This is a genomic window from Paenibacillus thalictri (assembly GCF_004307995.1).
Classification (GTDB): Bacteria; Bacillota; Bacilli; order Paenibacillales; family NBRC-103111; genus Paenibacillus_AF; species Paenibacillus_AF thalictri.
Window position 1 is genome coordinate 41,411 of sequence record NZ_SIRE01000035.1, and the last position, 26,138, is coordinate 67,548.

General features: G+C 50.4%; 22 protein-coding genes. 3 read left to right on the forward strand and 19 right to left on the reverse strand.

Annotated elements, in window-relative coordinates; all coding sequences use genetic code 11:
- Window positions 1-76 precede the first annotated feature (76 nt).
- Both EYB31_RS34690 and EYB31_RS41620 read left to right on the forward strand, forming a co-directional pair.
- On the forward strand, window positions 77-442 hold the full coding sequence (locus tag EYB31_RS34690) for a c-type cytochrome (RefSeq protein ID WP_131018173.1): 366 nt from the start codon (window positions 77-79) through the stop codon (window positions 440-442).
- Between the two features lie 474 nt (window positions 443-916).
- Window positions 917-1,636 carry a YugN family protein gene (locus tag EYB31_RS41620; protein ID WP_131018174.1) on the forward strand — a complete coding sequence of 240 codons (720 nt, stop codon included), beginning with the start codon at window positions 917-919 and terminating at the stop codon, window positions 1,634-1,636.
- 193 nt (window positions 1,637-1,829) lie between these two features.
- Here the strand turns inward: EYB31_RS41620 and cydC are convergent, their stop codons facing one another.
- From cydC to EYB31_RS34730, 7 genes are all read right to left on the reverse strand, one after another.
- On the reverse strand, window positions 1,830-3,554 hold the full coding sequence (gene cydC / locus EYB31_RS34700) for a thiol reductant ABC exporter subunit CydC (protein ID WP_131018175.1): 1,725 nt from the start codon (window positions 3,552-3,554) through the stop codon (window positions 1,830-1,832).
- Window positions 3,551-5,386 carry a thiol reductant ABC exporter subunit CydD gene (cydD, locus tag EYB31_RS34705; RefSeq protein WP_131018176.1) on the reverse strand — a complete coding sequence of 612 codons (1,836 nt, stop codon included), beginning with the start codon at window positions 5,384-5,386 and terminating at the stop codon, window positions 3,551-3,553. The genes cydC and cydD overlap by 4 nt, the downstream gene beginning before the upstream one ends.
- 66 nt (window positions 5,387-5,452) lie before the next feature.
- Window positions 5,453-6,469 carry a cytochrome d ubiquinol oxidase subunit II gene (locus tag EYB31_RS34710; protein ID WP_131018177.1) on the reverse strand — a complete coding sequence of 339 codons (1,017 nt, stop codon included), beginning with the start codon at window positions 6,467-6,469 and terminating at the stop codon, window positions 5,453-5,455.
- Complete coding sequence (locus EYB31_RS34715) at window positions 6,466-7,827, reverse strand: cytochrome ubiquinol oxidase subunit I (RefSeq protein ID WP_131018217.1); 1,362 nt, start codon at window positions 7,825-7,827, stop codon at window positions 6,466-6,468. The genes EYB31_RS34710 and EYB31_RS34715 overlap by 4 nt, the downstream gene beginning before the upstream one ends.
- A 539-nt stretch (window positions 7,828-8,366) precedes the next feature.
- Window positions 8,367-9,401 (reverse strand): cytochrome c class I, encoded by a 1,035-nt coding sequence (locus EYB31_RS34720; protein ID WP_131018178.1) that lies wholly within the window; start codon window positions 9,399-9,401, stop codon window positions 8,367-8,369.
- Window positions 9,398-10,717 carry a c-type cytochrome gene (locus EYB31_RS34725; protein ID WP_131018179.1) on the reverse strand — a complete coding sequence of 440 codons (1,320 nt, stop codon included), beginning with the start codon at window positions 10,715-10,717 and terminating at the stop codon, window positions 9,398-9,400. Before EYB31_RS34725 ends, EYB31_RS34720 begins: the two co-directional genes overlap by 4 nt.
- Before the next feature lie 146 nt (window positions 10,718-10,863).
- Window positions 10,864-11,193: a DUF6262 family protein gene (locus EYB31_RS34730; RefSeq protein WP_131018180.1), complete on the reverse strand. Its 330-nt coding sequence runs from the start codon at window positions 11,191-11,193 to the stop codon at window positions 10,864-10,866.
- 229 nt (window positions 11,194-11,422) lie between these two features.
- On the opposite strand from EYB31_RS34730, the gene EYB31_RS34735 reads away from it, so the two are divergent.
- Window positions 11,423-12,031 carry an SCO family protein gene (locus tag EYB31_RS34735; protein ID WP_131018181.1) on the forward strand — a complete coding sequence of 203 codons (609 nt, stop codon included), beginning with the start codon at window positions 11,423-11,425 and terminating at the stop codon, window positions 12,029-12,031.
- 1 nt (window position 12,032) lies between these two features.
- Here EYB31_RS34735 and EYB31_RS34740 read toward each other — a convergent pair whose 3' ends face one another.
- The 12 genes from EYB31_RS34740 to EYB31_RS34795 form a co-directional block, all read right to left on the reverse strand.
- Complete coding sequence (locus tag EYB31_RS34740) at window positions 12,033-12,938, reverse strand: cytochrome c oxidase assembly protein (protein ID WP_240763163.1); 906 nt, start codon at window positions 12,936-12,938, stop codon at window positions 12,033-12,035.
- 35 nt (window positions 12,939-12,973) lie between these two features.
- Window positions 12,974-15,247, reverse strand: coding sequence for a CopD family protein (locus EYB31_RS34745; RefSeq protein ID WP_165452775.1), 2,274 nt, complete (start codon window positions 15,245-15,247; stop codon window positions 12,974-12,976).
- Window positions 15,248-15,336: 89 nt separating this feature from the next.
- Entirely contained in the window at window positions 15,337-16,413 is a 1,077-nt protein-coding gene (locus tag EYB31_RS34750; RefSeq protein WP_131018183.1) for a DUF4198 domain-containing protein, read from the reverse strand.
- 176 nt (window positions 16,414-16,589) lie between these two features.
- On the reverse strand, window positions 16,590-17,237 hold the full coding sequence (locus EYB31_RS34755) for a response regulator (RefSeq protein WP_131018184.1): 648 nt from the start codon (window positions 17,235-17,237) through the stop codon (window positions 16,590-16,592).
- Window positions 17,234-18,097 (reverse strand): sensor histidine kinase, encoded by an 864-nt coding sequence (locus EYB31_RS34760; protein ID WP_240763164.1) that lies wholly within the window; start codon window positions 18,095-18,097, stop codon window positions 17,234-17,236. The genes EYB31_RS34755 and EYB31_RS34760 overlap by 4 nt, the downstream gene beginning before the upstream one ends.
- Window positions 18,098-18,273: 176 nt before the next feature.
- Complete coding sequence (locus EYB31_RS34765; RefSeq protein WP_420819496.1) at window positions 18,274-19,644, reverse strand: PepSY-associated TM helix domain-containing protein; 1,371 nt, start codon at window positions 19,642-19,644, stop codon at window positions 18,274-18,276.
- Between the two features lie 188 nt (window positions 19,645-19,832).
- Window positions 19,833-20,468 carry a hypothetical protein gene (locus tag EYB31_RS34770; RefSeq protein ID WP_165452776.1) on the reverse strand — a complete coding sequence of 212 codons (636 nt, stop codon included), beginning with the start codon at window positions 20,466-20,468 and terminating at the stop codon, window positions 19,833-19,835.
- 293 nt (window positions 20,469-20,761) lie between these two features.
- Complete coding sequence (locus tag EYB31_RS34775) at window positions 20,762-21,370, reverse strand: ABC transporter ATP-binding protein (RefSeq protein ID WP_131018186.1); 609 nt, start codon at window positions 21,368-21,370, stop codon at window positions 20,762-20,764.
- Window positions 21,360-22,283, reverse strand: coding sequence for an ABC transporter ATP-binding protein (locus EYB31_RS34780; RefSeq protein ID WP_131018187.1), 924 nt, complete (start codon window positions 22,281-22,283; stop codon window positions 21,360-21,362). The genes EYB31_RS34775 and EYB31_RS34780 overlap by 11 nt, the downstream gene beginning before the upstream one ends.
- Window positions 22,284-22,309: 26 nt before the next feature.
- Window positions 22,310-23,176: an ABC transporter permease gene (locus tag EYB31_RS34785; RefSeq protein ID WP_131018188.1), complete on the reverse strand. Its 867-nt coding sequence runs from the start codon at window positions 23,174-23,176 to the stop codon at window positions 22,310-22,312.
- Window positions 23,173-24,159, reverse strand: coding sequence for an ABC transporter permease (locus EYB31_RS34790; protein ID WP_131018189.1), 987 nt, complete (start codon window positions 24,157-24,159; stop codon window positions 23,173-23,175). Before EYB31_RS34790 ends, EYB31_RS34785 begins: the two co-directional genes overlap by 4 nt.
- 21 nt (window positions 24,160-24,180) lie before the next feature.
- The gene (locus EYB31_RS34795) at window positions 24,181-25,779 is read right to left on the reverse strand and encodes an ABC transporter substrate-binding protein (RefSeq protein ID WP_131018190.1); all 1,599 of its coding nucleotides are present in this window, start codon (window positions 25,777-25,779) and stop codon (window positions 24,181-24,183) included.
- Window positions 25,780-26,138 lie beyond the last annotated feature (359 nt).

Consider the following 26,138-nt stretch of genomic DNA (forward strand, 5'->3'; position numbering starts at 1 on the left):
ATGACACTATAGAGCTATATACAAGCAGTGAACGTGGATGCTAGGATAATCGTGTCGAAATCGGAGGTGGATTACTATGTATAAATGGTCTATGGCAGCGCTGTGCGGAGTGGCGTGCATTGTAGGAATCGTTACTTTGTTCACGCAGGCGGGCAACCATGGCAACGAGGCAAAACAGGAAGCCGCTGCTCCTGCCCTTCCCGACACGCCGCTTAACGCGCAAGCGGCCGAAGCGATCTACAAGCAGTCCTGCATCGCCTGCCACGGCAACGATTTGGAAGGCAAGATCGGGCCGAATCTGCAGAAGGTCGGCGGAAAGCTGAGCAATCAGCAAATTTATAAGGTGCTTCAAAACGGCAAAGGCGGCATGCCTTCTTTCAAAAGCACACTGAAGGATGAAGAACTTGTCAATCTGGCCAAGTGGCTGGCGGAGAAAAAGTAATTTCTCTTCTATGTAAAAACGGACAACCCCCTTTTGTAGCAAGTGGAATTGAACCGGCAGGATAAATTTACCAACGGATGCTTTCAATAGCTCCCATCCCGCTGGCACAGTTTCAACGACGACAAACGGGGGTTTCTCGTTGCATTTATTCCGCTATATGGGAGTACCGCTACTCGCCGACACTCCCCAGCTTGTAGCATCAATGCGATCGTGGATTTCCCGGAGTCGGATTGTCCGATCAAGGCGGCAGCTTCTCCGAAGCGAATAGAGATCGAGAAGCCTCGGCAAGCCGGGCGATTGGCGAATGATAGGGCTACCCGCCTGCAAAGTGTGTCTAATAGTTGAATTATGCTGCCGTTCTCTTTAGAGTAAGCGCCAACTAGCACCTAGGAGTCATTTCATCGCTGAAGCATTTCGATATGATTAGAAGGCCGGTCATACGGGATGATGTAAATGAATATGGAGGAGTTATAAATGATTATTGAAAACACGCAAATTCACGGGATTGAAACGGATTTGGCTTATTTGGACGGTACCTCGTCCAAGCTTGGCTTTGTCAGGTGGCAATGGGAGTATACAAGAGCCACCTATGATTACAAAATACAAGAGCATTCGGACGAAGACGTGTACTATTTACGTATTAACACTCGTGCGGTGAAGGGAAAGCTGGAATCCCCGGATGCTATATTGCGCATAGAAGCGGTGTATATGGGGAAAGCTACGTTCCCGCATGGTCTTGATTACGAGTGCCCCATCCCGGAGGCAGTCCGACAGATCGCCGATGATAAGATTATGGGAATGTATCAGGTATTAAAGAATGAGCAGATCATCGAACAAGTTATGTTGAAGGAAGTGCCGAGCATCGCTCTTCAAGCTTCCTTATTCGAGGCCGCGCAGGTTATGAAGCACAGTCAAGCCGGGGTTCTTGCCGTCGTGAAGGATGAACAGTTGGTCGGAGTTGTGACGGAGAGAGATTTAGCGATCCGCGGCTATGCGGAGAAGCAAGCGGATTCCATGCCTGTAGAGAACTTAATGAGTACCTCCGTTTACAAGGTTGATGCAGGCAGCTCCGTTAGCGAAGCGATTCGTCTCATGACACAGCAGAAAATAAGCGGCTTACCCGTCGTTAAAAACGGCTCGCTGGTCGGAATGGTAACACTCAATCAGTTGGCGGCAAAGGATTTTTTTGGTTAATCAGCCGGTTTGACACGCACAAGGCCCCCTTCGCACTTTCAGCAAAATGCGGGGGGGCGTTTTCTTTGCCCGGTAAGAGCATTTTTATACAATCTGAAGGATCCTAGCAATAGCCACTGCCCCGTTTTCGTGCGGAATGACTACGGACAAATCCGGGCTAATCCGCTTCAGCCGCTGCTGCATTCCGAGCCGTTTATCCGTTATCTCCAATGACTTGCTGCTCGATTAACTTCATCTCATAAAAATATCCCTTATTCTCCATCAACTGCGGGAAGCTGCCCGATTCGACCACCCTCCCTTGATCGATGACCACGATTTGATCCATCGCTTCCAGACCGCTTAGCCGGTGGCAGATCAAAATCAGCGTATCGTTGGCCGCCCGCGAGAACAAATTCCGGAATATGCGCTGCTCCGTTACAGCGTCCAGTGAAGCCGTCGGCTCATCGAGCAGCCAGAAACGGCCGTTTTTGGCCAGCATTCGGGCCAAGGCGAGACGCTGTTTTTCGCCTGCGGACAAGTTCTCTCCTCTTTCGTAGACCGGATCTTCTAGCGAGCGGTTCGGCAACTGCATGTCGTGCAAAATTCCCAGCAGCTCCTCGTCGTTCCGGCGTTCCTCGTCCAGCAGCAGATTGTCACGGATCGTACCACGAAAAAAATGGCTGTTTTGCAGCATCACATGGGCCGATCGCCATATGGATGTTTCGTCCAGCTGCGCCGTTGGAATACCGTTCAACCTGACCTCGCCTTCACTTGGCGTATGAAGTTTGAGTATCAGCTCGAATAACGTTGTTTTACCTGCGCCGCTTGGCCCGACAATCGCCGTCTTTGATCCCGCCGCGATTCGGAGCGTAATATCGCGCAGCGCAGGACGCCATTGCTCCGCATAACGGAAAGATATGCCGCGAAACTCAACCGCAACAGCATGCTGAACGGGAAGCGCTTCAAACGTTGGGGACGGCGCCGCTTCAGCTTCGCCAAACGTTTCGGCCAGCCGCCCGGCAGCGTGCTCGCTGTCCTGCTTATACAGCGGGAGCGTCGCCAAGGCTGCCGCTTCTTCAAACAAGGTGAGGGTCGCCATAACCAGCATAGCCAGAAAGACGGCAGCCAACGATCCGTCCGTCACCAACACGGCGCCTGTCGCAAGCACACACCAGGCCGCCAGCATAGTGACCAGGCCATGCAGCGACTGGCCGCGCAGCAAATGGCGGGCTGCTGCCTGCTGCCCGTCGGTCAGCTCAGCCGCGGCTTGCTGCAACCGCTGCTCCCTTTTGCCCATCAGCCCGTATACCTTCAAGTCGCGGTATCCGTAAAGCGCTTCGGTTACCTCGGTTGCCAGCGAGGCTCTCTGCATCCGAACGCGGCTGCGTAGCCTGCGCTGACCGAGCAGCACCAGCGCAGGGATGACAAAAGCCGATGTCAGCAGGCCAATCACCAGCACACAAGCGACCCACAGCGAAAAAAAGGAAGCAAACAAAACTGTGGACAGAAACACCATCGACAAAACAAGCGGAGGATAAGCGACGCGCAAAAAAAAGTGCTGCAAGGTCTCTATGTCGCCAACGATACGCGCCAGTAAATCTCCGCTTCTCATTGCGCCCAGCTTCCCGGGGACAAGCGGAACCAGCTTGGCAAAAAACGAGCTGCGCAACCGGCTCAATATCGAAAATGTTGCGCGATGGGAATAAAGCCGTTCCGCATACCGGCCAAACGCCCGGAGCAACCCGAGCAGCTTCACTACCGAAATCAGTACTATCAAGGTATAGAGCGGCGGGACAAACACTGTCTGTGCGATCAAATAGCTGCTGCCGGCAAACAAGCTCACTCCGCCGGCGCCGGCCACAAAGCCGACGACGATGGCAATGGCAATATCTTTGCGTTCCCGGATCAGCGCGTAGCTCAGCAAGCTCAGCTCCTTCACTGCAATCCCCCCTTCCGTTGAACCTCCACCATCTCGGCATACTGCGGCAAACGCCGCATCAGTTCCTCATGGCGGCCGCTGTCCAGCAGCACGCCGTTCTCCATATACAAAATAAGGTCGGCATGACGGATCGTATACAACCGATGCGCCACCGTGATCATTGTTGCTTGTTTGGCCAATTCGTCCATCGACCGCTGCAAAATGCGCTCGGTACTCAAGTCAAGACCGACGGTCGGCTCGTCAAACAAAATAACGGACGGGCGCTTCAGGAATGCCCGGGCCAACGCCAACCGCTGTTTTTCACCCCCGGATAAGCCCCGTCCTCCTTCGCCGACCATCGTGTCATAGCCGTACTCCCATTCGGCCGCAAGCCCCGTCAATTCCGCCTGCCCAACGGCATCGGCAATTTCGGCGCGGGAAACCTCGCGGTCAGCCCCGATCGCCACATTTTCTGCAAAAGTTCCGGCAAAAATATAAGGATGCTGAGTAATATAGCCAATATGCCGATACCATGTTTCCTCCGCATAGTCGGCGAGCGGACGGCCGTTCACCAGCACAGCTCCCGAAAGCGGCCGCAGCAACCCGGCGATCAGATGCAGCAAGGTGGTTTTACCGGATCCGCTGCTGCCGACGATTGCGACCCGCGAGCGCGGCGCGATGCTAGCCGTATCGGCGGCTAGCGCAAATCCGCCGGGCTTATACCGAAAACACAGCTGCCTTAACTCGATCAGGGGTGGCTCACGGTTCCACGCCATTTCGTCAGCGGGGAAACCCGCTTGCCCGCTGCGCTCCGGCCGGCTTGTGCCGCCGTAACGCACCTCAGCGTCACGCGGACTTGCTCCGCTGTCCACTGCTTCATTTTCTTGCCCCATTGCCGATTCCTCCAGCAGCTCCTCCACCTTGCGCACTGCCCCCATCGCCGTGCGCCCGCTGTGAAAAGCCGTACCCATGTTTTTTAGCAGACTGTAGAACTCCGGAGCCAGAAGCAAAATAAAAAACGCCGGCCCGAAAGCGAGGGAACGGTAAACAAGCAAACGCAGCGCCAGCTCCAGCGCAAGCAATCCGATGCTCAGCATCACGATTAATTCCAGCATAAGCGAGTTGGTAAACGCAACCCGCAAAATGCCCATCGTCGCATCGCGAAAGCCAAGGCTGCTGCGCTCGATTTCCCGCTGCCGCTCCTCCGTCCGCCCGAACAGCTTCAGCGTTGCCAGTCCCTGGAGTGAATCAAGAAAGGTACCTGAGAACACCGCCAGCTGCTCCACTTTATCCTCCGATTTTTTTCTTGTTTGCATGCCGATCAGCACCATAAAAATCGGGATAAAAGGCGCGGTCAGCAGCATGATCAGCCCTGAAAAGGCATGCTGAGTAAAAACGGCGACCAAAAGAATCGGAGGAATGAGCACAGTCTCCATCATACGCGGCACATACTGGCTGAAATAACTGTCCGCCTCGTCAACTGCATCCAGCGTAAGACTCACCTTCCCGCCTGCACGTCCGTCCAAGGCAGCCTGCAGCGTACCGCCGGTCAGCTTGCGCAGCACCTTGGCACGCAGTGACGTCTTCGCCTCGGCTGCCATATGCAAACCAAGGCGTCCGTTGCCGTGCGACAGCAATACACGCAGCGTCATCACCGCCGCCAAAGCGGCAAGCGGAGCGAAAATCCCCTGGAAGACGGCACCCTCCGCCAATATCCGCTCGACTATCTCCGCAAACAGCGCTGCCTGGCCGACGATCGCCGCTCCCAGCGCCAGCGATAACACTCCCAGCCACGCAAGGCATATTCGCAGCTCTGAGATCTGGGACCGCAGCAGGCCGGATTTACGCTTCATGACAACTCTCCTCCCCGTTCCTGTTGCTTGATTCCGTTGTGTAAACTGTGGTTCCCGACTGTTGCGTTATTTTTTTCCTTTGACGTAATCCGCGTCGAAGAGAAAGAGCTTGAACACCAGGATCAGCGACGGCACCAGCAAACACAAACCGCCTATAAACGCGATCACCAGCGCGAAGCCCATCGATTCGTGGGTCGCCCCCTCCTGAATGGTGATATAGGGATCAAGGATATATGGATAGTGCCCGATACCGTAAGCAAAGAAAGCGCAAAAAAATTGAAGCATGATGCTGATGAAGGCGAGTCCGTAACGCCGTCCGTCATACAGCAGCCAAATGCCGAGCATAAAGAAGCCAACGGAAAGCGCCAGCAGCCACCATAAGCCCATCATGTTTTGAAAATGCCGCTCATTATGCTGACTGAGATAAATAAACGCCGTAAAAGCGGCAATAATCGTCGGCGTACTCCAGAATAAGGCGTATGTCCGCATCAGGTTCAAGGCCGGCTGATCGTCGGCCCGCGAAGCGTAAAAGCATAGAAAAGCGGAGCTGATAAACAGCACCGATACGATTGCCAGCGCGACAATGCTCCAAGACAGCGGGCTGGTGAACAGCGTCATATACTGCAGCCTGACCAAGGTTCCGAATTCTGCGATGAACCCGCCTTCCGAAAGCGTCAGAGCCACCGACAGCGAAGCGGGAATCAGAAGCCCCGTCGCTCCGTACAGAAACAGGTACACGATGTTTTCCTTCGAACCGTAATTTTCAAACGCGTAGAAGGAGCCGCGAATCGCCAGCAAAATGACGGCAATGCTTCCGGGAATAAGCAGCGCGGAGCCGTAATAATAAGCCGTTTTCGGAAAAAAGCCGACGATGCCGACAAAGAAAAACACAAAAAACACATTGGTAATTTCCCATACCGGCGACAAATAACGCGAAATCAGCCGATTGATCATGTGATCCCGTTTGGTCAGCCGGGCGTAATAAGCGAAAAATCCGGCGCCGAAATCCACGGAAGCCACGATCAAATAACCGTACAAAAACAGCCACAGCACAGCAATACCGAGCAATTCATAACTGATCATGTCGGTTCAACCTTTCCAGCCTGGTCTGACAGCTTGCCAAGATGTCTCTCCAGCTCCGCTTCCGCCGGATTATGGCGGAATAATCGCCGCAGCACGATGGCGCAGAGAGTGCCAAGCACGATATACAGCAGCAGAAAGACAAAAAAGAGGGGCCGTACGTTCGGCGAAGCAGTGGCCGCTTCCTCTACCCGCAAATAACCGCGGATCATCCAGGGCTGGCGGCCGATTTCTGCATAAAACCAGCCCAGCTCGATAGCCAGGAACGACAGCGGCGTACAAAAAACGATTAGCCAAAGCAGCCGCTTGCTGTGCGCGTTGCCCTTACTCCGCCAAACCGAAAGTGCGTAAAGCAAAGCAACCGCGATCACGAAAAATCCGATACCCACCATCAAATCGAACAAATAATGAACGGCCAGCGGCGGACGTTCATCCATCGGAAATTCCTCAAGCCCCTTTACTTCGGCATTCCAATCACCGAAGCCCAGAAAACTGAGCGCTTTCGGAATGCGAATGGCTCCTACGACTTTTCTCTCCGCATTGAGCCAGCCTAACAACAGCAGATCGGCTCCGCTTTCCGTCTCAAAATGCCATTCCGCCGCAGCCAGCTTTTCCGGCTGATGTTTTGCCAGAAACTTGGCCGATACGTCTCCGGCAAGTGCGGAGAACACGCCAAAAACGAGAACCACCGACATCATCAGATTAAGAGCCTTCTTATAATAGGGCGACTCCCCATTTTTCAAAATCGTATAAGCGGCGATTCCCGCCAACAGCGCCGCCCCTGTCAAGTAAGCCGAGGACAATACGTGAAGCACCTTTGACGGCGTCGCCGTATTCAACATGGCTTCCACCGGATTAACCGCCGCAAACTGCCCGTTTTCCATTACGAAGCCGCCCGGTTGGTTCATAAATCCGTTAACCGTTGTAATAAAAAACGCAGACATGCCCGCTCCTATGACAACGGGAAACGTGAGCACCCAATGCGTGTACGGGTTGCGAAACCGTTCCCACGTATACAAATAAATCCCGAGGAAAATCGCTTCAAAAAAGAAAGCAAACACTTCCATAAACAAAGGCAGCGCGATGACGTTGCCCGCCAATTGCATGAAGTTGGGCCAGACCAACGCCAACTGCAAAGCAATAGCCGTGCCGGTTACCACGCCAACCGCCACGGAAATGACAAATCCGCGCGTCCACCTTTTGGCCATTAAGATGTAATGAGGATCTTTTTTGCGGATGCCTGCAAACTCGGCGATTGCAATCATCATTGGAACTCCAACGCCAACAGTTGCAAATATTACATGGAAAGTCAAAGTCAAGCCTGTCAACAGTCTGCTCCACAACACCGTATCCGTATCCAAATCGCAAGTCTCCTTTCGTTCCATGCTGTTATTCTCGATGCGACGCGAAGCATGCTCTTCTCTTCATCTGATCAGCACTCAATAACTAGTATAGGCATTCAGTTAGCCGCTAGCCGTTGTATTTTGTTGATTTCAAAGAAAATTTAAATATTTCCGACGACCCGTCTGGTTCCCGGAATGCAGGCCAACTGCTGTGTCAAAATGCTGACACAATGGCTCGCCTTATTCCAATATGCCGGAATCTGCAGCCTGCATTCGCTTGAAGCAGTTCCTTTTTCCCTGTAGCGCAGCACCATCGCCAGACGCCAGGGCAAAAACAAGCGGCAAAACCTGAGGAATCGACCATGCTATCATTCGGGGACACTTCCACATAACCGGAACAGAGTCGGCTCAATGTGCCTTGATTCTGATCGCAAAATGGTGTTCAGCAAGCCAGAGAAAGCCAAAAACTCCTTGGTACGGAATTTTCGGCTTTCTGCTGTATGGATTTCTTGTCGTACAAACTGCTGCTTGCAGGCGCCCCGTATTGGAGCGGTTGCTTACGGCTGTACGTTTCGTGGCGACTGCTCCATATAAGGCTCCAATTGGATTTCCCTGACCTCGTGGCGAATCCAGCTCATGAGCGAGAGCACGACAAGCAGCACGATAACGGAATTGCGGAACAGCTGGCGGTTGTCCGTCTTAACCAGCCGGACAAGCATTACGCACAGTACGATTGCAAGTAGAATCGCTATTGCTAGCAGAGCGGTGTGCAACAGCGATCCGCCCATGAAGGCGCGGCGAACGACAGGGCTCATGCTAAGCAGCAGATAAGGTCCCGCCGCAAGCTGAGCAATCGTAAAGCCAGCAGCAATCGCTTTGCCGAACGTTTTGCCGTGTGCAGCAATTTGTGCAGCAATTTCCTCGCCGTGCCTCTTCCCTGCCCTGCTTGACCACCAGACGAGGTATATGCCCAGCATCGAGAAGCTTGCGGCCGTAAAGTGCATATACCGCTGCCAAATCGTCGGATAAGCGAACAACGAGCGCCAGAAGCCTCTACTCGTTTCCCACAGTTCAGGATAAAGCATGGAAACAACATTTGTTATAAACAGAAGCGGAACGAACAGCAAAATCAGCGTGCCGGCGATACCGAAGGATAGGTGAAGCTTCTTGCGTTCCTTTAGCCTCTCCCAGCTGAATTTGTAGGCATACAAGGCCAGGAGCGCCACAATCAGCAACGGAATAAGCATCAGCCACATTTTGCCGATCAGAATCGTGGATGGATAAAAAAACTGTGTGTAGATTGTGCTAATAATAAGCAGCGGCGCGATGCCAAGCACGACGGCAATGCTTTTTACGATGGAAACCTGGGTGGCCAGCAGATAGGCAAACTTATCGGCAATCGCGTCTTTCCTGACGATGCCAATCACCTCGTTATAGACGGCCGAAACCGAGCCCGCCACCAAAATATTGACGAATAAGATGTGCAGGACAAACGCCACCACTAGCAGAACCTCGAAGAAAGGCAGATTTCCAGGTATGGCAAGTCCCAACTCGTTAGGTACTGGGGAATTCGTCACTAAATACCGGTTCATGGATTATCGCTCCTCTCCGAGACCATCTTGTGAATATAAGCTGCGAGCGCCTTGACTTCCTCGTCCGTTCCGGCGAACGGAGGCATGACAGGTCTGACCGTGTGCATTTGCGGAATGAAGTCGGCGAGCGCTTCTTCGCTCCATCCTTTAGCCCGCTCCGTCATGACGCGGCTTTTCCTCGGTCCGTCTATGCTATGGCAAGCGATGCATTGCATGCGGAACAACTCCTCGCCCGCTTCCAACTTATTCTCTGCCGTTACGTTTTTCACTTTGGAGAAGGTCGCTTGAGATAAAGCGCCTTCCTTCTTAAACTTCTCGACTTCCGATTTCAGAACGCCATTGGCGTACATGTAATTGTAAATGACGTATGGCTTGCGGATGTTTTCCCGTACAATTTCAAACTCCGTGATAAGCAGCAGTGAGAAGACCGCGGTGAAGAGCGACAGGATGACCGGATGCTTTGTACGTCCGTCCAGCTGCATAATGCCAAGCACAAGTATGAGCAGCAGCCCGACCGCATTGATGACGCCGAAAGTAAAGTCGCTCATCCCCGTTGCCCAAACTACAAGCTTCTGAGCCTGGTCTGGCAGTGTTCGCAAGTACCACCAGCCGGACAAAAGCATACACGGTACGGAAACGATAAGCCATTTTCCGTAGATGCGCAGCACGGCCGCATGATCGAGCGGATGCTTGACAAACCAGCGGTTAAGCGGCGTCAAGACGGCGACGCCCAGTGTAATCGCCGCGAAGGTGCGAAACAGTGTTGACGGAACCCAGGTCGGATTTAGGAAGGCGCTCCAGAAGGACAGCGTCTGAACCCAGTTGCCGGGATTCAGCTGCGCCGCGAGAACCCCTGTGATAATGACAAGCGTAAACCAAGACATGACGCACAGAGCCACGCCCGTTCTTAAATGCAGCTTCTTTTTGTCACCTTTCCAGCTGTCCCAAGTGTAGTAGTACGTCAACAGCAGCACCACCTCAGATACGAACACGAGCCATTCCGTGAACCAGGCCCAATGGAAAATGCGCAGCAGCGATCCGATCGCGTTAGGGAGTATGACTGTGGTCGTAAACCAGATGCCTACTCCGGTCATTGCTCCTGCTGTCGTCGTAATGATTAGAATCCATTTGCTCAGCCGCTTTGCGTACGCTTCAAGCCTGACGTTTTCTTTTCGCACTGCAGCGAACTCAATCGATACCATCAGGATCGAACCGCCTATGGCAACCGCATGGTTGATCATGACGTGAATGACGGCCATCATGCCGATCAGGTTGCCGTTGCCAAGCCATCCGAAGTCGATTGTTGGAAATTGCAATACATTCACTCTCCTTTTGTCTACAAAAAAATAATCCTTGCTCGGAAACAAGGATTATTATACCGAAGCCATTTCAAATCAAAATGACCCGAAAAAGCTAATATTATGTCATATAGTTGAACAAGCACATTGTTTACTTTAAATATTTACGCATTTCTCAATTTTGTAATCATTCTCTCCAGTTTACTAATCTGACTTCGCAGCCTCTCGTTCTCCAGCTCCAAATATCGGCTTTTAACGTCGGCAGATTGCCCCCAGCGTTCAGTTCTGATCCGCAGTTCCTCGATTCGGATGCGGAGCGCAGACTGCGTATACAAGAACGGCTTGGAAACGCCTGCTTCCAGCGATACCGAATTAAAATTGACCTTCATATTGTTTTTGAGCAGCCGGTCGATCGCTTCTTCCGCTTTCGCGATAGCCGTTCTTGTTTTCAGCTTGCTGAACTGTTTGATCCCATCCACATTCCGTTTTTGCATGATGTTAACCTCCTGCCATTCGTCTTTGCTCATTATTATATCCGTTTCCGAACAAAGACCAATGACCCTCAAGAGTCAAATACACGGACATTTATGAACAGGCTGTGAACCATGATCCTTTAGCAAGCGGAAAAAGCCTCGTTATAGCTCTCCTGAGTCATACGGACCTGCAGAGACCCGTGTTATAATGTTCGCAAATATGAATATTGTTGGCGAAAAGGAGTTTAGAATGATTTTGATTAAACGTTACGGATTTCGAATAACGGTTGTTATTCTGCTCGCTATGATCGGCATCAGCGTGTACAGCTGGTCGACTCGGCAAGGCCCCCCACTTCCCACCATTAAGCAAGCGCCGGATTTTTCGTTGCTTGATTTGAAAGGAACACCTGTCCGTTTGTCACATACTGATGGGAAAGTGCGACTGGTCGAATTTTTGTTTACCAGTTGTCCTGACATATGCCCGATGACAACTTACAATATGGTCAAGCTGCAGGACAAGCTGAAAGCTCAGGGGCTTTGGGGAAACAAGGTTCAGTTTTTTTCGATTACGTTTGATCCGCTCAAGGATACACCCGAGGTATTCAAAAGCTACGGAGACCGTATGGGCATCGACTATAGCGGCTGGAACCTTCTGACGGGCACGGAGAAAGAGACGGGCGATACGGCGCGCGACTTTGGAGTTTTAGTGCAAAAAATGCAGGACGGCTCGTTTGTTCATACGGTTACTTCGCTATTCCTGGTTGATCAAACCGGGAAAATCCGCAAAGTGTTCCCAATGGGTGAAGATATGGACAACGAGACGATATTAAAAATGATCTGGCAATTAACCGGATCATAAATTAAATGGCTGCTTCTGGCAGACGATCGTCTTGATCATCTGCATTTTCTTTTCTAAACCACTGAAAAAATACATAACCCAACATGATGCCATATGAAATTTCCTGAACGATCTTCATGACGACGCCGCCAAGTTGCTGATCTGCTAGTTGCGTAAGCCAAGGAAGCTCGAAAGGTTTCTGGTTGACCGTCAGAGAGTAGAACGGTAAGCATAGCAAATGCGTATCGCCGGTATAAATCGCATATAGCGGTTCATTCGCAAAAATGATTAGACCGCAAGCAGGAGTTAGCATGAGACCGTTCAGAAAAATGTATCCAATTTTCTTCAGCGGACTGAGCATCTGCCGACCGGCTAGGCAGTAAACAGGCCACCACAATCCAAACGCCGTAACAAGCAGCAGTATGTGCAGCATGTTGTGCAGCGCATAATTCGACATGGCGGCTTCGAAAATAACAGGCACATGGTAGAAGGAAAACAGTCCGTTAAACAGAAGCAATGCGACAATCGGATTCCCCCCTACCGCTATGACGCTGCGCACGACCGGTATCTGCAACGTACGTGAATAAAACTTTGCTGGCAGCCCTGCAAGAATGAGCGGGGGGACGACCAGATATAGGATCGATTGCTGCAGCATATGTATACTGAACCAAAAATGTCCAAGCAAGTTTAACGGTCCCCCGAGCGCAAAATAAAACAAAAAAATGCCTAGTGCAAAGCCTGCCGAACCTAGTCCGGATACGTCCTCACGTCCGTATTTCCAATAGAACAAGGCCAGCAGCAATGTCATCACGGCAAGCTCAGGACTGAATACGGTTCTGAACCCATAAGCTTCTATGAGCAATCCGAGATCCATCCATATTTCCGCTCCTTCCTTAATGAAATCGATCACCCGTGCAGGATTCTCCACCTGTTACGGATAAGACAGGGGGGCTGCACCCAGGCTTACGGAATTTCAATCGTCTTCTCATATTGATGAAGAAATCCTTGCGAATCCGAAAACGCGATATTCAACTGCCACTCTCCGCTCTGATTAAATAATCGTCCGCCGGTGGAGTCATATGTGTATTTGTCAAAGCCTTCAAACCCGTAAGGGTCGGGGCCGCTTGCCGTCAAAGTCAGCGGTACTTGAAGCGGCGCCTCCTCGGGAGTAGCCTTCCTATAATATGTAAACGTCGGTTGAACCGGCGATCCTCCCCCGGTTGGAAGCCACACATCCAGTTTAGCGGATTGTTTATCCGATCCATCTTGTTTGATGCGCAGTGACATATGAGCGCGATCCCCCATGACATGCCAGTAGACCGGCTCTCCGAGCGTTCCGCTAACTGCAGAAGGTGGAGATGTCGTAGATAGTGCGCCCGCAATGACAAAAGCCGCAAGCGCAAGCATAAGTTCGATTCTCAGGCCATTTATACTGCGGCCAAGCGCACGTTCAGGATCTCCTTCATTCATTGAGCGCTCGATGCCGGGCATCCACACCTTACGATGAAGCGCACCTATGACTGCAACGAACAGCAGAATGAACGTCTTGATCATCACGAGCCGCCCGTATCGGCTATCGACGAGCTCGGATAACAGGTGAAGCCGCATAATGGCAAGTACCGCACCGGTTACGCCTATAATAATTATCGATGGCAACGCGAATCGCGAAAACCGTTTCATCATGTCATACCAGTTGGCGACATCCTGCTTTGTTGGTTTGCGCACGAAGGTGGAAGCGAATATTCCTGAAAGTCCGCCGAACCATAACCCGGAAAATCCTATGTGAGTCAGGTGCGAAATGACGGCCGCCATCGCGCCTTCTGTAGCGCCGAGCGCATGACCTGTCAACGGGAATAATGCCACCCAAACCGCCGCCATTGTTGTCTTGATCCATTTTCCGTAAGAACGATCCTGCTCTGCGCTCCAAGTTAACGTGAACATAAGCAGTGCCAGGACGGGCCGTAGCCATGCCGCAGTACCGATCCATGTGGACGACAGCAGCGTTGCGATTCGCTCCGATGTTGTATACATTCCGATACCATTGAGCTGCTCGGCAAGCATCCATACCGTAAGGAAGCCGGTCGCCGAACTGACGACGGCGGCAGTTCCTATGAGACGCCTCTCGACATTGATGGAGAAACCGAGCGGCGCCTCACGACGCGTGGCTGGCCATATCCAATACCGGTAAGCGAGAAAACCGCATACGGCGACGGCCGTCAGCACTTCGATTATTCTCAGCCATTGGCGGGCTGTCGTGCGCCAATCCGTCTCATGCTGATGCATATGCTCCGCGTGAGCGTCAGATGCTGAAGCGGTTTGCGCTGGCGGCACTGCATTCTCCGACTTATCCGCTGACGTATTTTCAGCGCGCGTCGCACTTGTCCTGGCAGTTGCGGCAGGAGCAGATTTAGTGCCTGCGAGCGCATCGGCTCCTGAGGCCTGCTTTTGTTGCGCTTGCCCGGGCTCCACAGCCCTCGTCCCCTCCGCTTCAGCGGCAAGCTTATCCGAGACGGAGCCAGCTTCGGCAGCCGCTTCAGCACGGTTTTCTTTCGCTAGCTTCTCCGGCTTGTTCGACTGTTCCAAGCTTGGTGCCGAATCTGTCCGCACTGACTTTTCCAGCATTACTATCGATTCGGGCTTATCCTGAAGTTCCGACTTTGCCGCAGGTAACGTATTCGTCTCAGCCATATCCGCTGTCGATGGCGCAGCCGAGACTTGCCGACTTTCCTCTTGCCCCGGCTGCGCGTTTGTTTCAGTGGACTGAGGCAAGCTCTGAGCAGATTGGGAATCGTTCGCCGCTCTCTCGGCAGCGCTTACGGACGATGTTTTTCTTGGCGGATCGAGTGATATCGCGCCGACGGAAACTTCTTTGGCTATTGGCTCGCCTATAGAGAAGCGGAAGGAGCCGTCCGTCACATGCGTATCCACGGAAAGCACTTGCCATTTAACTGTATAGACGCCTTTATTCAGCTTAGGGATTTTGTAAATTAGCCATATGTTTTGCTCTGAGCGAATCTCCCCCTTTACGGCCGTACCTGCTGCGTTTTCCACTTTTAGATCAGCAAACTTGGGATCAATTGGTTCGGTAAATTTAATTCTGATCTCGTTAGGCGATTCATTTAACTCCGCATCGGCCAATGGAGACGAACGTTCCATATTGGCATGCGCACTTGCTCCCGATGCGAAACTCAGCAGAAGCCCTGTCGCAAGCAGGAGGCTCACTAACCATCGATACATCCGGCTCGCTCCTCCTTTCTTGTGCTGTGAAGCGAACAGGCAAGCGGAACCTGAACATAATGTCCCACGGCTCATCTTGCCTGGCAATGTTATTTCGTATAGACGAGTACGGCAGCGCGGGTGCTCGCTACGGCCGGGAGAAATTCAACAGAAGCTCCTGCTTGCTCGGCAGCTGTGCGAAGCGCTACAGAAGCCGCTCCTTTATAGGCCGGATCGATGTTGGCGCGGACGAAGTCTGCCGTAACAACCGTTGTTCCGTCGGAGAATGAAGCGTTTCCCTCTTCTGTCAGCTTGCCGTTCACATAAATGTAAGGCATAGGGTTCACATTCCCGGTTGGTAAAGAAGCCGCTTCGTTCTGAACGGAGAATGTCATCGTAGCCGAGTAGCTCGTTTGTGCGTATTCGCCTTCCTTCTTCTCCTTCTCATCCGTGATGCTTGCTCTCAACAAATAATAGTCGGCTTCCCCTAAAGTGAAAGTAACTTTACCTTCGTCATCCGTCTTCCACTCTTGAGCTTCCGAATTGCTGCGTCGAATGAGTGAAGCGGTCACACCGGCTTGCGGAACTCCTTTGACCAAGAGCTGGACGCTTACTTGCTTGCCGGGTGTGGCAGCCGCAGGATTAAACGCCGGCACCCATTCGGCCCGATCTGTGCTTACCGCCTTGGAAAAGCCTTTCAGCGCTTCTATGCGGCCGGGTGTCGCAATATCGCTGACCGCTACGAATGATTTGGCGCTGCGCAGCGAACGGCTTGGCGCGGCACCGCTTTTGGATACGGAATCCGACTCGGCGCTTATAATATAGGCGCCTGGCGATTGCGAGGAAAACGAAGCGATAAATCCGTTATTGACAGCCGGCTCCGTTTGGGTAGCCGCCTCGCCGGAATAGAATAGCGACTTGGAAATGTCCGCTTTCTGCCCGGACGGAGTCACTACGTATACCTTAGCGGAGTCTTTGTTCCACTGTCCGGTGATCCGGTAGCTCTTATGCTCGTTCGAATGGTTGCCGAGCAGCAGATCGACATAGGCGACTTGCCCTTGCGCCAAGACCGGCGAATTCGTTTGCGACCAGCCGTCGTGAGCGGATATCGGCAGCGCCGAGCCGAGCAGCAGCGCAGTCGCGAGTGAAAAGACAGCCATTTGTTTCTTTAAGCGGATGTGTTTCATATGTACGTTAACCTCCGAATCGAAAATGAGTGATTATTCTTCTTAAGCATAGTCAGATTCGCCTGCCCGGGCATGACTCTATGGAGTCATTATTGTTACGAATTGGTGAAGCGTCATCGCTCCGGCGATTTGCGCCGCAGCAAATATAGGAACAGACGGATACGTCTTCTTAGTTCTTACGATCGCAGCCAGCCTTTCTCGTAAGCATACCGCATCAATTGAACGCGATTGTCCAGATGCAGCTTTTGTAAAATATTTTTCAGATGGTTCTTGACCGTATGCTCGGATATGTCAAGATCCTCCGAAATTTCCTTGTTGGAGCTTCCGCGCGCAACGCATTCCAAAATTTCTTTTTCCCTCGACGTAAGCGGGGATTTCTCGGGAACGCTTGTCTTGATCGATGTAAATTCCTGGAGCAATCGAACCGCGACCTCTCTGGACATCGGCGCTTCATCGAAGGCAACCGCCCGCAAATATTCGTGCCAAGAGGCGGGGCTTAAATTTTTCAGCAAATAACCTTGTGCTCCCCGTTTAATCGCCTCGAACAAATGAGTAATGTCATCGGACACCGTTACCATGATGATTTTTACGTACGGAAACTTTTCTTTGATGACTTTTGTTGCTTCTAATCCATCCAATTCGGGCATCCGGATATCCATCAATATCAGATCAGGCATGCTCGATTCCGCCATTCGTATCGCCTCCAACCCGTTCCCCGCCTCACCCACGATTTCGAAGGAACCGTCGACCTCAATAATGTCTCTCATCGCTTCACGGGCATGCGCATGATCGTCCACCAGCATAATGCGTATTGGCTGCGTCATGAAAGATCCTCCTTTCCGACTTTGACAATCGTTTGTTCAAGCTCACGGTTGATGCCGAAGCGCCAATTCAGGGCGGCGGCACGCTCCCGAATCATAAGCAGCCCGAAGCCGCCGGTCGTTTCCGTTTCTTTGCCGACATCGCTCGCAAAACCTCTCCCATCGTCGCGAATGACACATTGCCAGCCGTTCTGCTCTCGATCCTCTCCCCTAATCCACAGATTCGAGGCTCCGGCGTGCTTATAGGCATTAATCATCGCTTCCCTGATCGTAGAGTACAGTTCCACCTTCTCCTTCATGGATATACGGTTCTCGGACAATGTCCAATCTAGATGAACAGATATTCCTGTGTCCTGTTGAAACTCTTCGCTCAAGTGCTGTACAGACTCAAGCCACGGCTTGGAAGCCGGGTTGACGGGATAACGTAAGCCTGCGATTGCCTGCCGTACGTAATCGTTCACTTCATGAATCGTCTTTCGCAAGCCGTGATAAGCCGACTTCACTTCCTCAGATTGCACATTTGTTTCGTTTTGCTCCAAGCGGTTCACCCTCACGGATAGCAAAAATAATGATTGTGCGATACCGTCATGCAATTCTTGAGCAATTTTCTCCCGCTCTTCCAATGCGGCTTTTACTGCCTTCTCCTTCTGTAGTTCCTCCTGCAGTTCCTCAATCATAGAAAACAGATGGCGCAGCAGAGTCATCGTCACGAAAAAAACGAGCAACGGAGCAAGCCAATTTCCAAGCTCCATGGATATGTAAGGGAGTAGAAACGAATGCCGGATATACTCCCACAAGCCGATGGTCAAGGTTGGAATGATCAGGATTAAGCTTTTCAGATGTTTGTATAAAATATGATTCACTCCTTTGAGAACTGTTGTATTTCCATAATAACGATATGTTGATTGAACTGACTATGACTCCATAGAGCCATTTACAGTCGGTATTTGAACATCAATTGATTTATGGAACCCTACTTTTCAACTCAAAATAAAAAAAGAAACGGGAAAATCTAATCCCCGCTCCTTGCCTAGTACATTTATTTGGCGATATTTGCGTTTTGCAATTTATTTTTGGAAGAAATGATGATTTCAATCAGCACAACCAAAATTAAGGAAATGCCAAATAGCGGCATCAGGCAGCCCAATAACACCATGAAAGTAATGAACCCGATGGATAACTTGCCGGATAGGTTTGGCGGAGCAGACAACGAGTTTTTCTTTTTGCGGATCAGCCACGTTTTTAAGCCCCAGAAAATAACGAGCAGGAACAGAAGACAAACAATAAGATTTAATGTTTTATTGAGCCAGCCAAATAAGTGGCCTTCATGCAGCGGAATTCCCCACGTGTACAATTTTCCTAAAATCCCGTAATCTTCAAAACCTACTTTCGAAATTAACTTGCCGCTATATTGGTCAAAATACGTTGTGACTTCATCATACGGGCTGACATCTAAACCCGTCACACCCGAATTGCTTCCTTTGGAAACGACATAAACACCTTGTTCGTCATTAGGGTAAATAATCGAATAGGGCTTGGAAATATTCGCTTTGTTCACCTCGTTCATCAACTGCTCAAGCGTAATCATTCCGCTGCGATTTGTCATATTTTCCATATGCGCCATGTCGTTATGCCCGGCATGGGATGCATCGCCGGATGTCGGCAGCTCGTTCTTGCGGGTAGCCCAAGGAATTTCGTTCATATCCGAAGTAGGCGGTTTTTGCTTTAACAGAGGAATCCCGATTGACGGATGCTTTTGAGCGGTGGAGTAAATAAAATCGCCCATAAAGGCCGACCAAGGCAGGCCGGTAAAAATAATAATTACCATTGGAATTGTAATGATGGTTCCAATGAGCGCATGCCATTTCAGATTTTTTTGCCGCTGGGTCGGATTTGCTTCCTTCTTTAACGCCCTGCCTTTGAATGTCATGTAAATACCGGAAAGCAGCAGGAAAATGGCCCAGCATGCGGCCAATTCAACCAAGTAGTTGACAACGGTCCCCCCTACAAAAAGTGAGCTATGTACCGCTCTCATCACATTGGAAAATGTATATTCCGGGTTTTGGCTGCCGACAATTTGATAGTTTGCATCTAAAAATACGTATTTTTGACTGCCATCTTTATGGGTCATCGTTAAACGCGTATTGTATGGAGCCTCCAGCAAACTAACTTTTGAAACCGAATAATCCTTGAAGGTCATCTTGGCCTTCTCAATCCCCTGATCTATCGTCAGTTGTTCCGTTTGGGTGCTTTTGCCGAAAAATTCATGCTTGTACACGTTGTTTTCCACATCAGTATAAAACAGATACCCGATACCGCTTAATGTTAACGTAATCAGTAGCGGTGTAATAAATAGGGCTGCGTAAAAATGCCATCTCCAAAAACGGTTGTAATTATTTTTCTCCATCATCCATTTCCCTTCATATTTGTTCTCAACCCTTTTTTATTATAGCGAGAAGGCTTCTCATTACAATAACTCAAAGGGGCTATATTCTAGCATTCCGGGACTGGCTTGACTCACTTTGTTCATTAAAAAACCCACAGCTTGGAAACCAAGTGTGAATTTAATAATTGAACAAATTTTGAACGTCAAGGAATTTATTCAGCTCCCGTGCGCTCTGCAGTTTTAAGCTGCTGATCCTGCCATTCAGACTGATTATCTTCAGCTGCAATGGCTTGATACAAGCTGCCGACAGCTACCAGCATAATTACATCCATAAACAAGATCATAAGCAAGGGATGTTCCTGCAAGATCATCACTCCCAACATAGCCCCCATCATACCGCTCATCACACCGGACAACATGCCGTCTAGCACGGCCAGCCAGCTATGAGTTTGACCGGCCAGCATTCCCGCTGCAACACCGATTGTTACACCGAATACCGTAGAGAAGAATAAAGATTGCAGCCAGATTCCGAGAAGCGTTCCGCCAATCAATCCTGTTATCATCGCTACAGCCATAGACGCCATCATCGCCGTCATCTTGCTAAGCCTGGGTGCGCTTGCCCGAAGCCGAATAATTAAGGTGGCTGCTGCAACAATCGTTGTTAATGCCGATATCGCGCTGACGCTGATTAGTCCTGAATCCGAACCAGCAGCCACAGCATTTTCGGTCCCATGATTGTGATCGTGTTCCGCTGCCAAAGCAAACGGTGCTGCCGCAAAAAGGCTAACCATCACAATCAATGTGCTAATTACAGACTTAACTCGCTTCATGTTCATTTCATCAAACACCTCCGTGTGGATGTTGGCCCCCACTCATGCTTTTCTCTCTATCATAGTCGTTTGCAAGCAAAATAGTCTGACTCGATCGAGTCATTTCATCAGAAAAATTGTGGCATGCCCCGAGTTTCGGTTAATCATTAATACAAAATTATATTTATATGTAATAATATGGTTATTTTTAATCCTGATAATATGTGTGCGGTCCACTTCGGAGTATTTGCAAGTTCAAACAAACAGCCGTCTTTGATCAAAAGACAGATCAATGACGGCAGTTCGAGGACAATCTTTATGTTTAGGAAGCTTCACTTCGACGGCTCATTCCATTGGATAACCCGACTGCAAAGTCTGCGAACCAGATTCCGCTCATGACTGATCACAAGGACGCCGAGGTTTCGTTTTTGCACAACTTCTATTACGGTAGTCCATATTTGTGCCTGCGAAATTGCATCGAGCATCGTTGTCATCTCGTCGGCGATCAGAAAGCGGGTGCCAGGACCAAGAGCTCTCGCAACGCAAAATCGCTGCAGTTCCCCTCCGGAAAGCTCGTTCGGCCAGCGGGAAAGCCATACATCCTCAATGGCCAGAGAGCGTAAGATTCCCGGTTCAATCTCCCCTGCTTCCTGCAAAATGCGCTGCATCGACCACCGGGGATTCACTGCTTTCTCGGGATGCTGGAATACCAGCTGAACCGGGCAATAGCCGTGTTCCGGCAGAGGCTCGCCGTTTAACGCGACTTTTCCTTCATGCGGCTTATCATAGCCGGCCAGCAGGCGGGCCAGCGTCGTCTTGCCGCAGCCGCTAGGACCTTCAAGACCGACAACTTCCCCGGGAGCGATCACAAGCTCTTTACCTCTAAAAATCCAACTTCCTTTACGATAAGAGTAGCCAAGACCATTCCCCTCAAGATACATGGAAACACCTCGCCGATCCGCCCTTAATAGGCAGCATATTGGGCCGGGTGTCAAAGCATTCCGCTGTTGCCTTCTCGCAGCGGGGAGAAAACAAGCAGCCAAGCGGCAGCGAGTTAGGCAGCGGCTGTGACCCTGGGATAGGGATGAATCCGTTTTGAGGCAATGCTCTCCATAATGCTTTACTGTAAGGATGGCGAAGATGATCTCCGTCTCCTGTAAAATCGCTTGCTGCAGCTATTTCCACCGTTGTCCCCGCATAAAAAACGGCAACACGGTCTGCTATGAGCAGCGCCGCTTCAATATCATGGGTAATGAGTAGAACGGCGCAGCCTTGGTTGGCTAGCTCCCTGAATTGCTGCAACGTTTCCTGCAGCACCTCGGGGTTAAGTCCCGGAGTCGGCTCGTCGGCGATGATCAACCGTGCGCCGCTAAGGGTGGCCGTAGAAACTAGCACTCTGCGGGCCATCCCACCGGACAGCTGAAACGGAAACATCTGCTCCACAGAAGGAGCCAATTGGTACCGTTCAAACGCTTTTCGCTGCTCAGATGCGGCATCAGCGCCTCGAACCGAGTAGCGCACCTGAGCCCCTACTTTCATCAGCGGGTCCAAATAATTGACTGATTGGGGCACCAGAGCGATCTCCTTTCCCCGCAGTTCAGCCTGGCGTTCAGAGTTCAACGGTTTGCCGTCAAATATCAAGGAGCCGCTCATCGTGGCGTTATCCGGCAGTATGCCCATAATGGCATGCGCCAGCAGGCTTTTCCCCGAACCGCTCGAACCGACTACGGCGACAAGCTCGCCGGCATGTACTGTTAAATCCAACCCTTGAATGACTTGAACCGTTTTCTGCTGCAGGCCTTTAGCATATTGCGTAAATGAGATGGACAAATCGACGACCTCAAGCATCGGCATTCTCCTTTCCAAAGAGATTGAGACATTCACTTGTGAGCATGGTGCGGATCGAATAACATTCGACAGTGATCTCCTATGATGTCAAAGCACCGAACGATAACAAGCAAGCATATTCCAGGAAAAAATGCTAACCACCACATGCCCGTCGACAAATATCTCATCGATTCCGACAAAATAATCCCGATAGCCGGCTGATGCGGCGATAAGCCAAGACCGAGAAATGTGATGGAGGCCTCATGCAAAATCGCATGCGGAAAAAGCAGCAGCAGCCCGACAAACAGCTGCGGAACGATATGCGGCAACATATGCCGCACCGCAATCCACCAGCGGGTTTTTCCGAGGCGTCTGGAAACTTGCACATACTCTGCCGATTTTAGCTGCAGCACTTCCGCCCGGATGACGCGAGCAAGACTTGGCCAATGTGTCAGCGCCACTCCGATAATGACTCCTTTCAGACCGCCTCCGCTCACAAATGCGATCAAGATCAGAGTGACCAGATGAGGAACGCTCAAAAACAGATCGATAAGCCACGAAATGATCCGGTCTGCCGTTTTTCCCATCGTTGCGGCCATTAGCCCGAGCAGGCCGGCAATGAACACGCTAGAGGTGGCTGCCGTCATTCCTACTCCCATACTTAAGGCAAGTCCTTTGACCGTACGAACAAACATGTCTCTGCCAAGCCAATCCGTTCCGAACAGGTGTTCAAAAGAAGGAGGCAAGTTACGGCCTTCGAAATGAGTCGATAATTGATCGGCGGGAAGCATAAAACTGCCGACCCAAGTAGCCAAAACGAAAGCGGCTGCCGTCACTGTTACTCCCAGTAATCGGTGTCTCCGGTTAAAACGAAAGCCTTTCCCGGATTTGTCGATTGTATTCGCTGTTACGGTGTTCATAGCGCCCTTCCTTCCCGAAACCGCGGATCAACCCATCTATAAAGCAAATCGGCAACGAAATTTCCGGTAAAAACAAACAATGTGCTAAAAAGGACAATACCAAGCAGAAGCGGAACGTCCCCCCGGAGCCCAGCCTCAATCGTCGCTTGCCCCAATCCTGGATACGAGTATACCTGTTCCGTCAATACCGCTCCCCCAAAAAGCTCGCTAAAAGCGGTAAATTGAACGGAAACGGCGGGTAAAGCAGTATTTCGGAGACCATGTCTGATAATAAGGCGGAAGCCCCGCTCGCCTCTTGCTTTGGCAAACAAGACGTATTCGCTGGATAAAACGTCGATGAGCTTTTGACGAGTGTGCAAAGCCATCGTAGAAATACCCACTACACTTAAGGTAAGCGCAGGCAGGATCATGTGATAGATCCGTTCGCCCCATGTGACGTGCTCAGATAACACACCGACCGGCACTCCCAGACCGATGGGAAACCAACCGAGCCATACGGAAAAAACGATAAGCAGCAATAATCCCATCCAGAATGCAGGTGTAGAAGCAAGTGTATAACAATACCATTTAATTAATCTGTCTATCCAAGTATCTCTTTTTACTGCTGCGATAATGCCCGCCAAAAAACCGATGATGCCCGATAACATCCAGGCTGTGCTCATCAGCAAAACGGAACTCATAAACCTTTCCTTGATGACCTCTGTAACAGGAAGCCGATAAATCATCGATGTGCCCATATCGCCGCGCAGCAGCGCCGTTCCCCAATGGATAAACCGCTCCATAGGCGGTCTATCCAGACCCCAGTATTCTGTTATTTGCAATCTTTGCTCCGGGCTTACTCTCATCATGTCGGCGCCTATGTATGCTTGAACCGGATCTATGGGGGAATTACTGACGAGTATAAACGAAACCAGGCTAACTGCAAATAAAAGCAGGATTAACCGGACAGCCTTCCATCCCAAATATACGCCCACGTTATGCATGACCTGATCCCCCTGCTAAGTTTAAGACTTCCATCTCCACTCTTCAATGTTGCTTGTTATCGGCCAGCCATGGCCGTGAGGGTGAATTTGCTGCTTACCGATATCCAGCTTATCTTTGACCAAATACAGATGATCGATATTGACAAGCCATGCCCACGGCGAATCGCCTAGCGCGCTTGTCCCTGTAGTGCCGTCCCATTGTGCCATCTTCCAATTTTCCATGGCAGCTTCTTCAGTACGGGATTTGATTGCTTTATCCATCCATTCGTCAACTTTCGGATTGCTGTAATAACCCGAATTGTAATAATCCACTCCACGGTATTTAGAGCTGTAAATATTGTACATTTCAAGCGGGTCATGACTGCCCCAACCGAAAAGAATCGCATTGGAATACATTAATGTCTTGATTTCGTCCCAGCTTTTGCCTGCGACATTGATTTTGATGCCGATCGGCTTCACCATATCCGCTACACTTAGGGCAAGCGATTGGCGCGTCAAATCTCCGGAAGGATAAATCAAGTTAAACTGGGCCTTTAGCTCATCTTTTGCCAAAACACCTTCGCTGCTTTCTTTCCATCCTGCGTCCGCGAGAATTTTTTTTGCTTCATTTACATTGCCGTCAGTAATAACGGTTTTCGGGTTCCACCATGGAAGACCGTCATTTGGCGAATAGGCCGGAGTGCCGTAGCCATCCAATACTCCTTTTACGAGTGCCTGACGATCGATTACTTTATTAATTGCTTTGCGGATCGCGATATCTGCCGTTACATCGTTACCGATCGGGTAACCGTCTTTTGTTTTTTGTCCCGACTTGACATAAGGGAACATAACTCCGCGATTATCTACGCTTTTTAAGTCTTCGATTCTCATTCCTGCAACCGACTGCTTGCTGAACGCGGACGGAATATAAGCGACATCCAGCTTGCCCGCTTTAGCGGAGGCAAACGAGGCATCCTCGCCCAGGAACAGCAGCGTCAGCTTTTTGAAATAAGGCTTTGCCCCGTAATATTCGGGATTTGCTTCCACGATGACCTGTTGTCCTTTATCCCACTGCACCAGCTTGTAGGGTCCCGACCCAATAGGCTTTTGGGAATAGTCTTTGCCATACGCGTGTTTGGGTACAATACCCAAGGTAGTCAGAATCGAAAGGAAGGTGGATTGCGGCTCTTTTAACGTAAATTTGACCGTATAGTCGTCTGAGGCATCGACATTTTTCATCTTGCTGAGATCAATCACAGAGCCGTTTTTCGAAGTCGTTTCAAACGTAAACTTTACATCCGGTGCGGTGACCGGCTTGCCGTCGGAAAACTTCGCATCTTTTCGAAGCCTCACGGTCCATGACAGTCCGTCGTCGCTTACCTCATAACCTGTCGCCAAATCGTTGACGATCTTCATTTGACTGTCCCGCTTGAATAGCGTGCTTTGGAACAAGGGGGAACCGTATCTTCCCCATCCGGCAACAGGGTCAAAACCATTTTCCGGTTCTGAACCAACAGACATGACAAGCTGATCTTGAGCTTGGGATGATGCTGGAGTTTCTTTGGCCGACGGAGTACAGCCCGAGATAATTAAACAAAAAACGAGTGCAGTTAATGAAAGTAATTTTATCGATCTGAACATAAATTGCTTCACTCCTAATCGGAATAATTGGATTACACTTGACCATACGGCTAGTCACAAAAAAAGCAAAATACCCCCATAAGCTCCATCTGTTTTAACTTGGTAAAATGGAAAAAACGTTTTATCAAAATTCATAACCCTCCTCCACTGCTAATCTATTTGCTTTTATTCGTAACACAAATAAAAAAAATCGTAGCACGAGATGGGCAAAAAAAATCGGTCTTACTTTAAAAATGTATACGAGTGTTACGAATTATATTAAATGTAGCACATTAAAAACGGGCTTGGAAGCATTATTTTCCACATAGAGGAACATGCCTTTTTATGTAAACATCTCTTCAATTCACCTTCATTTAACG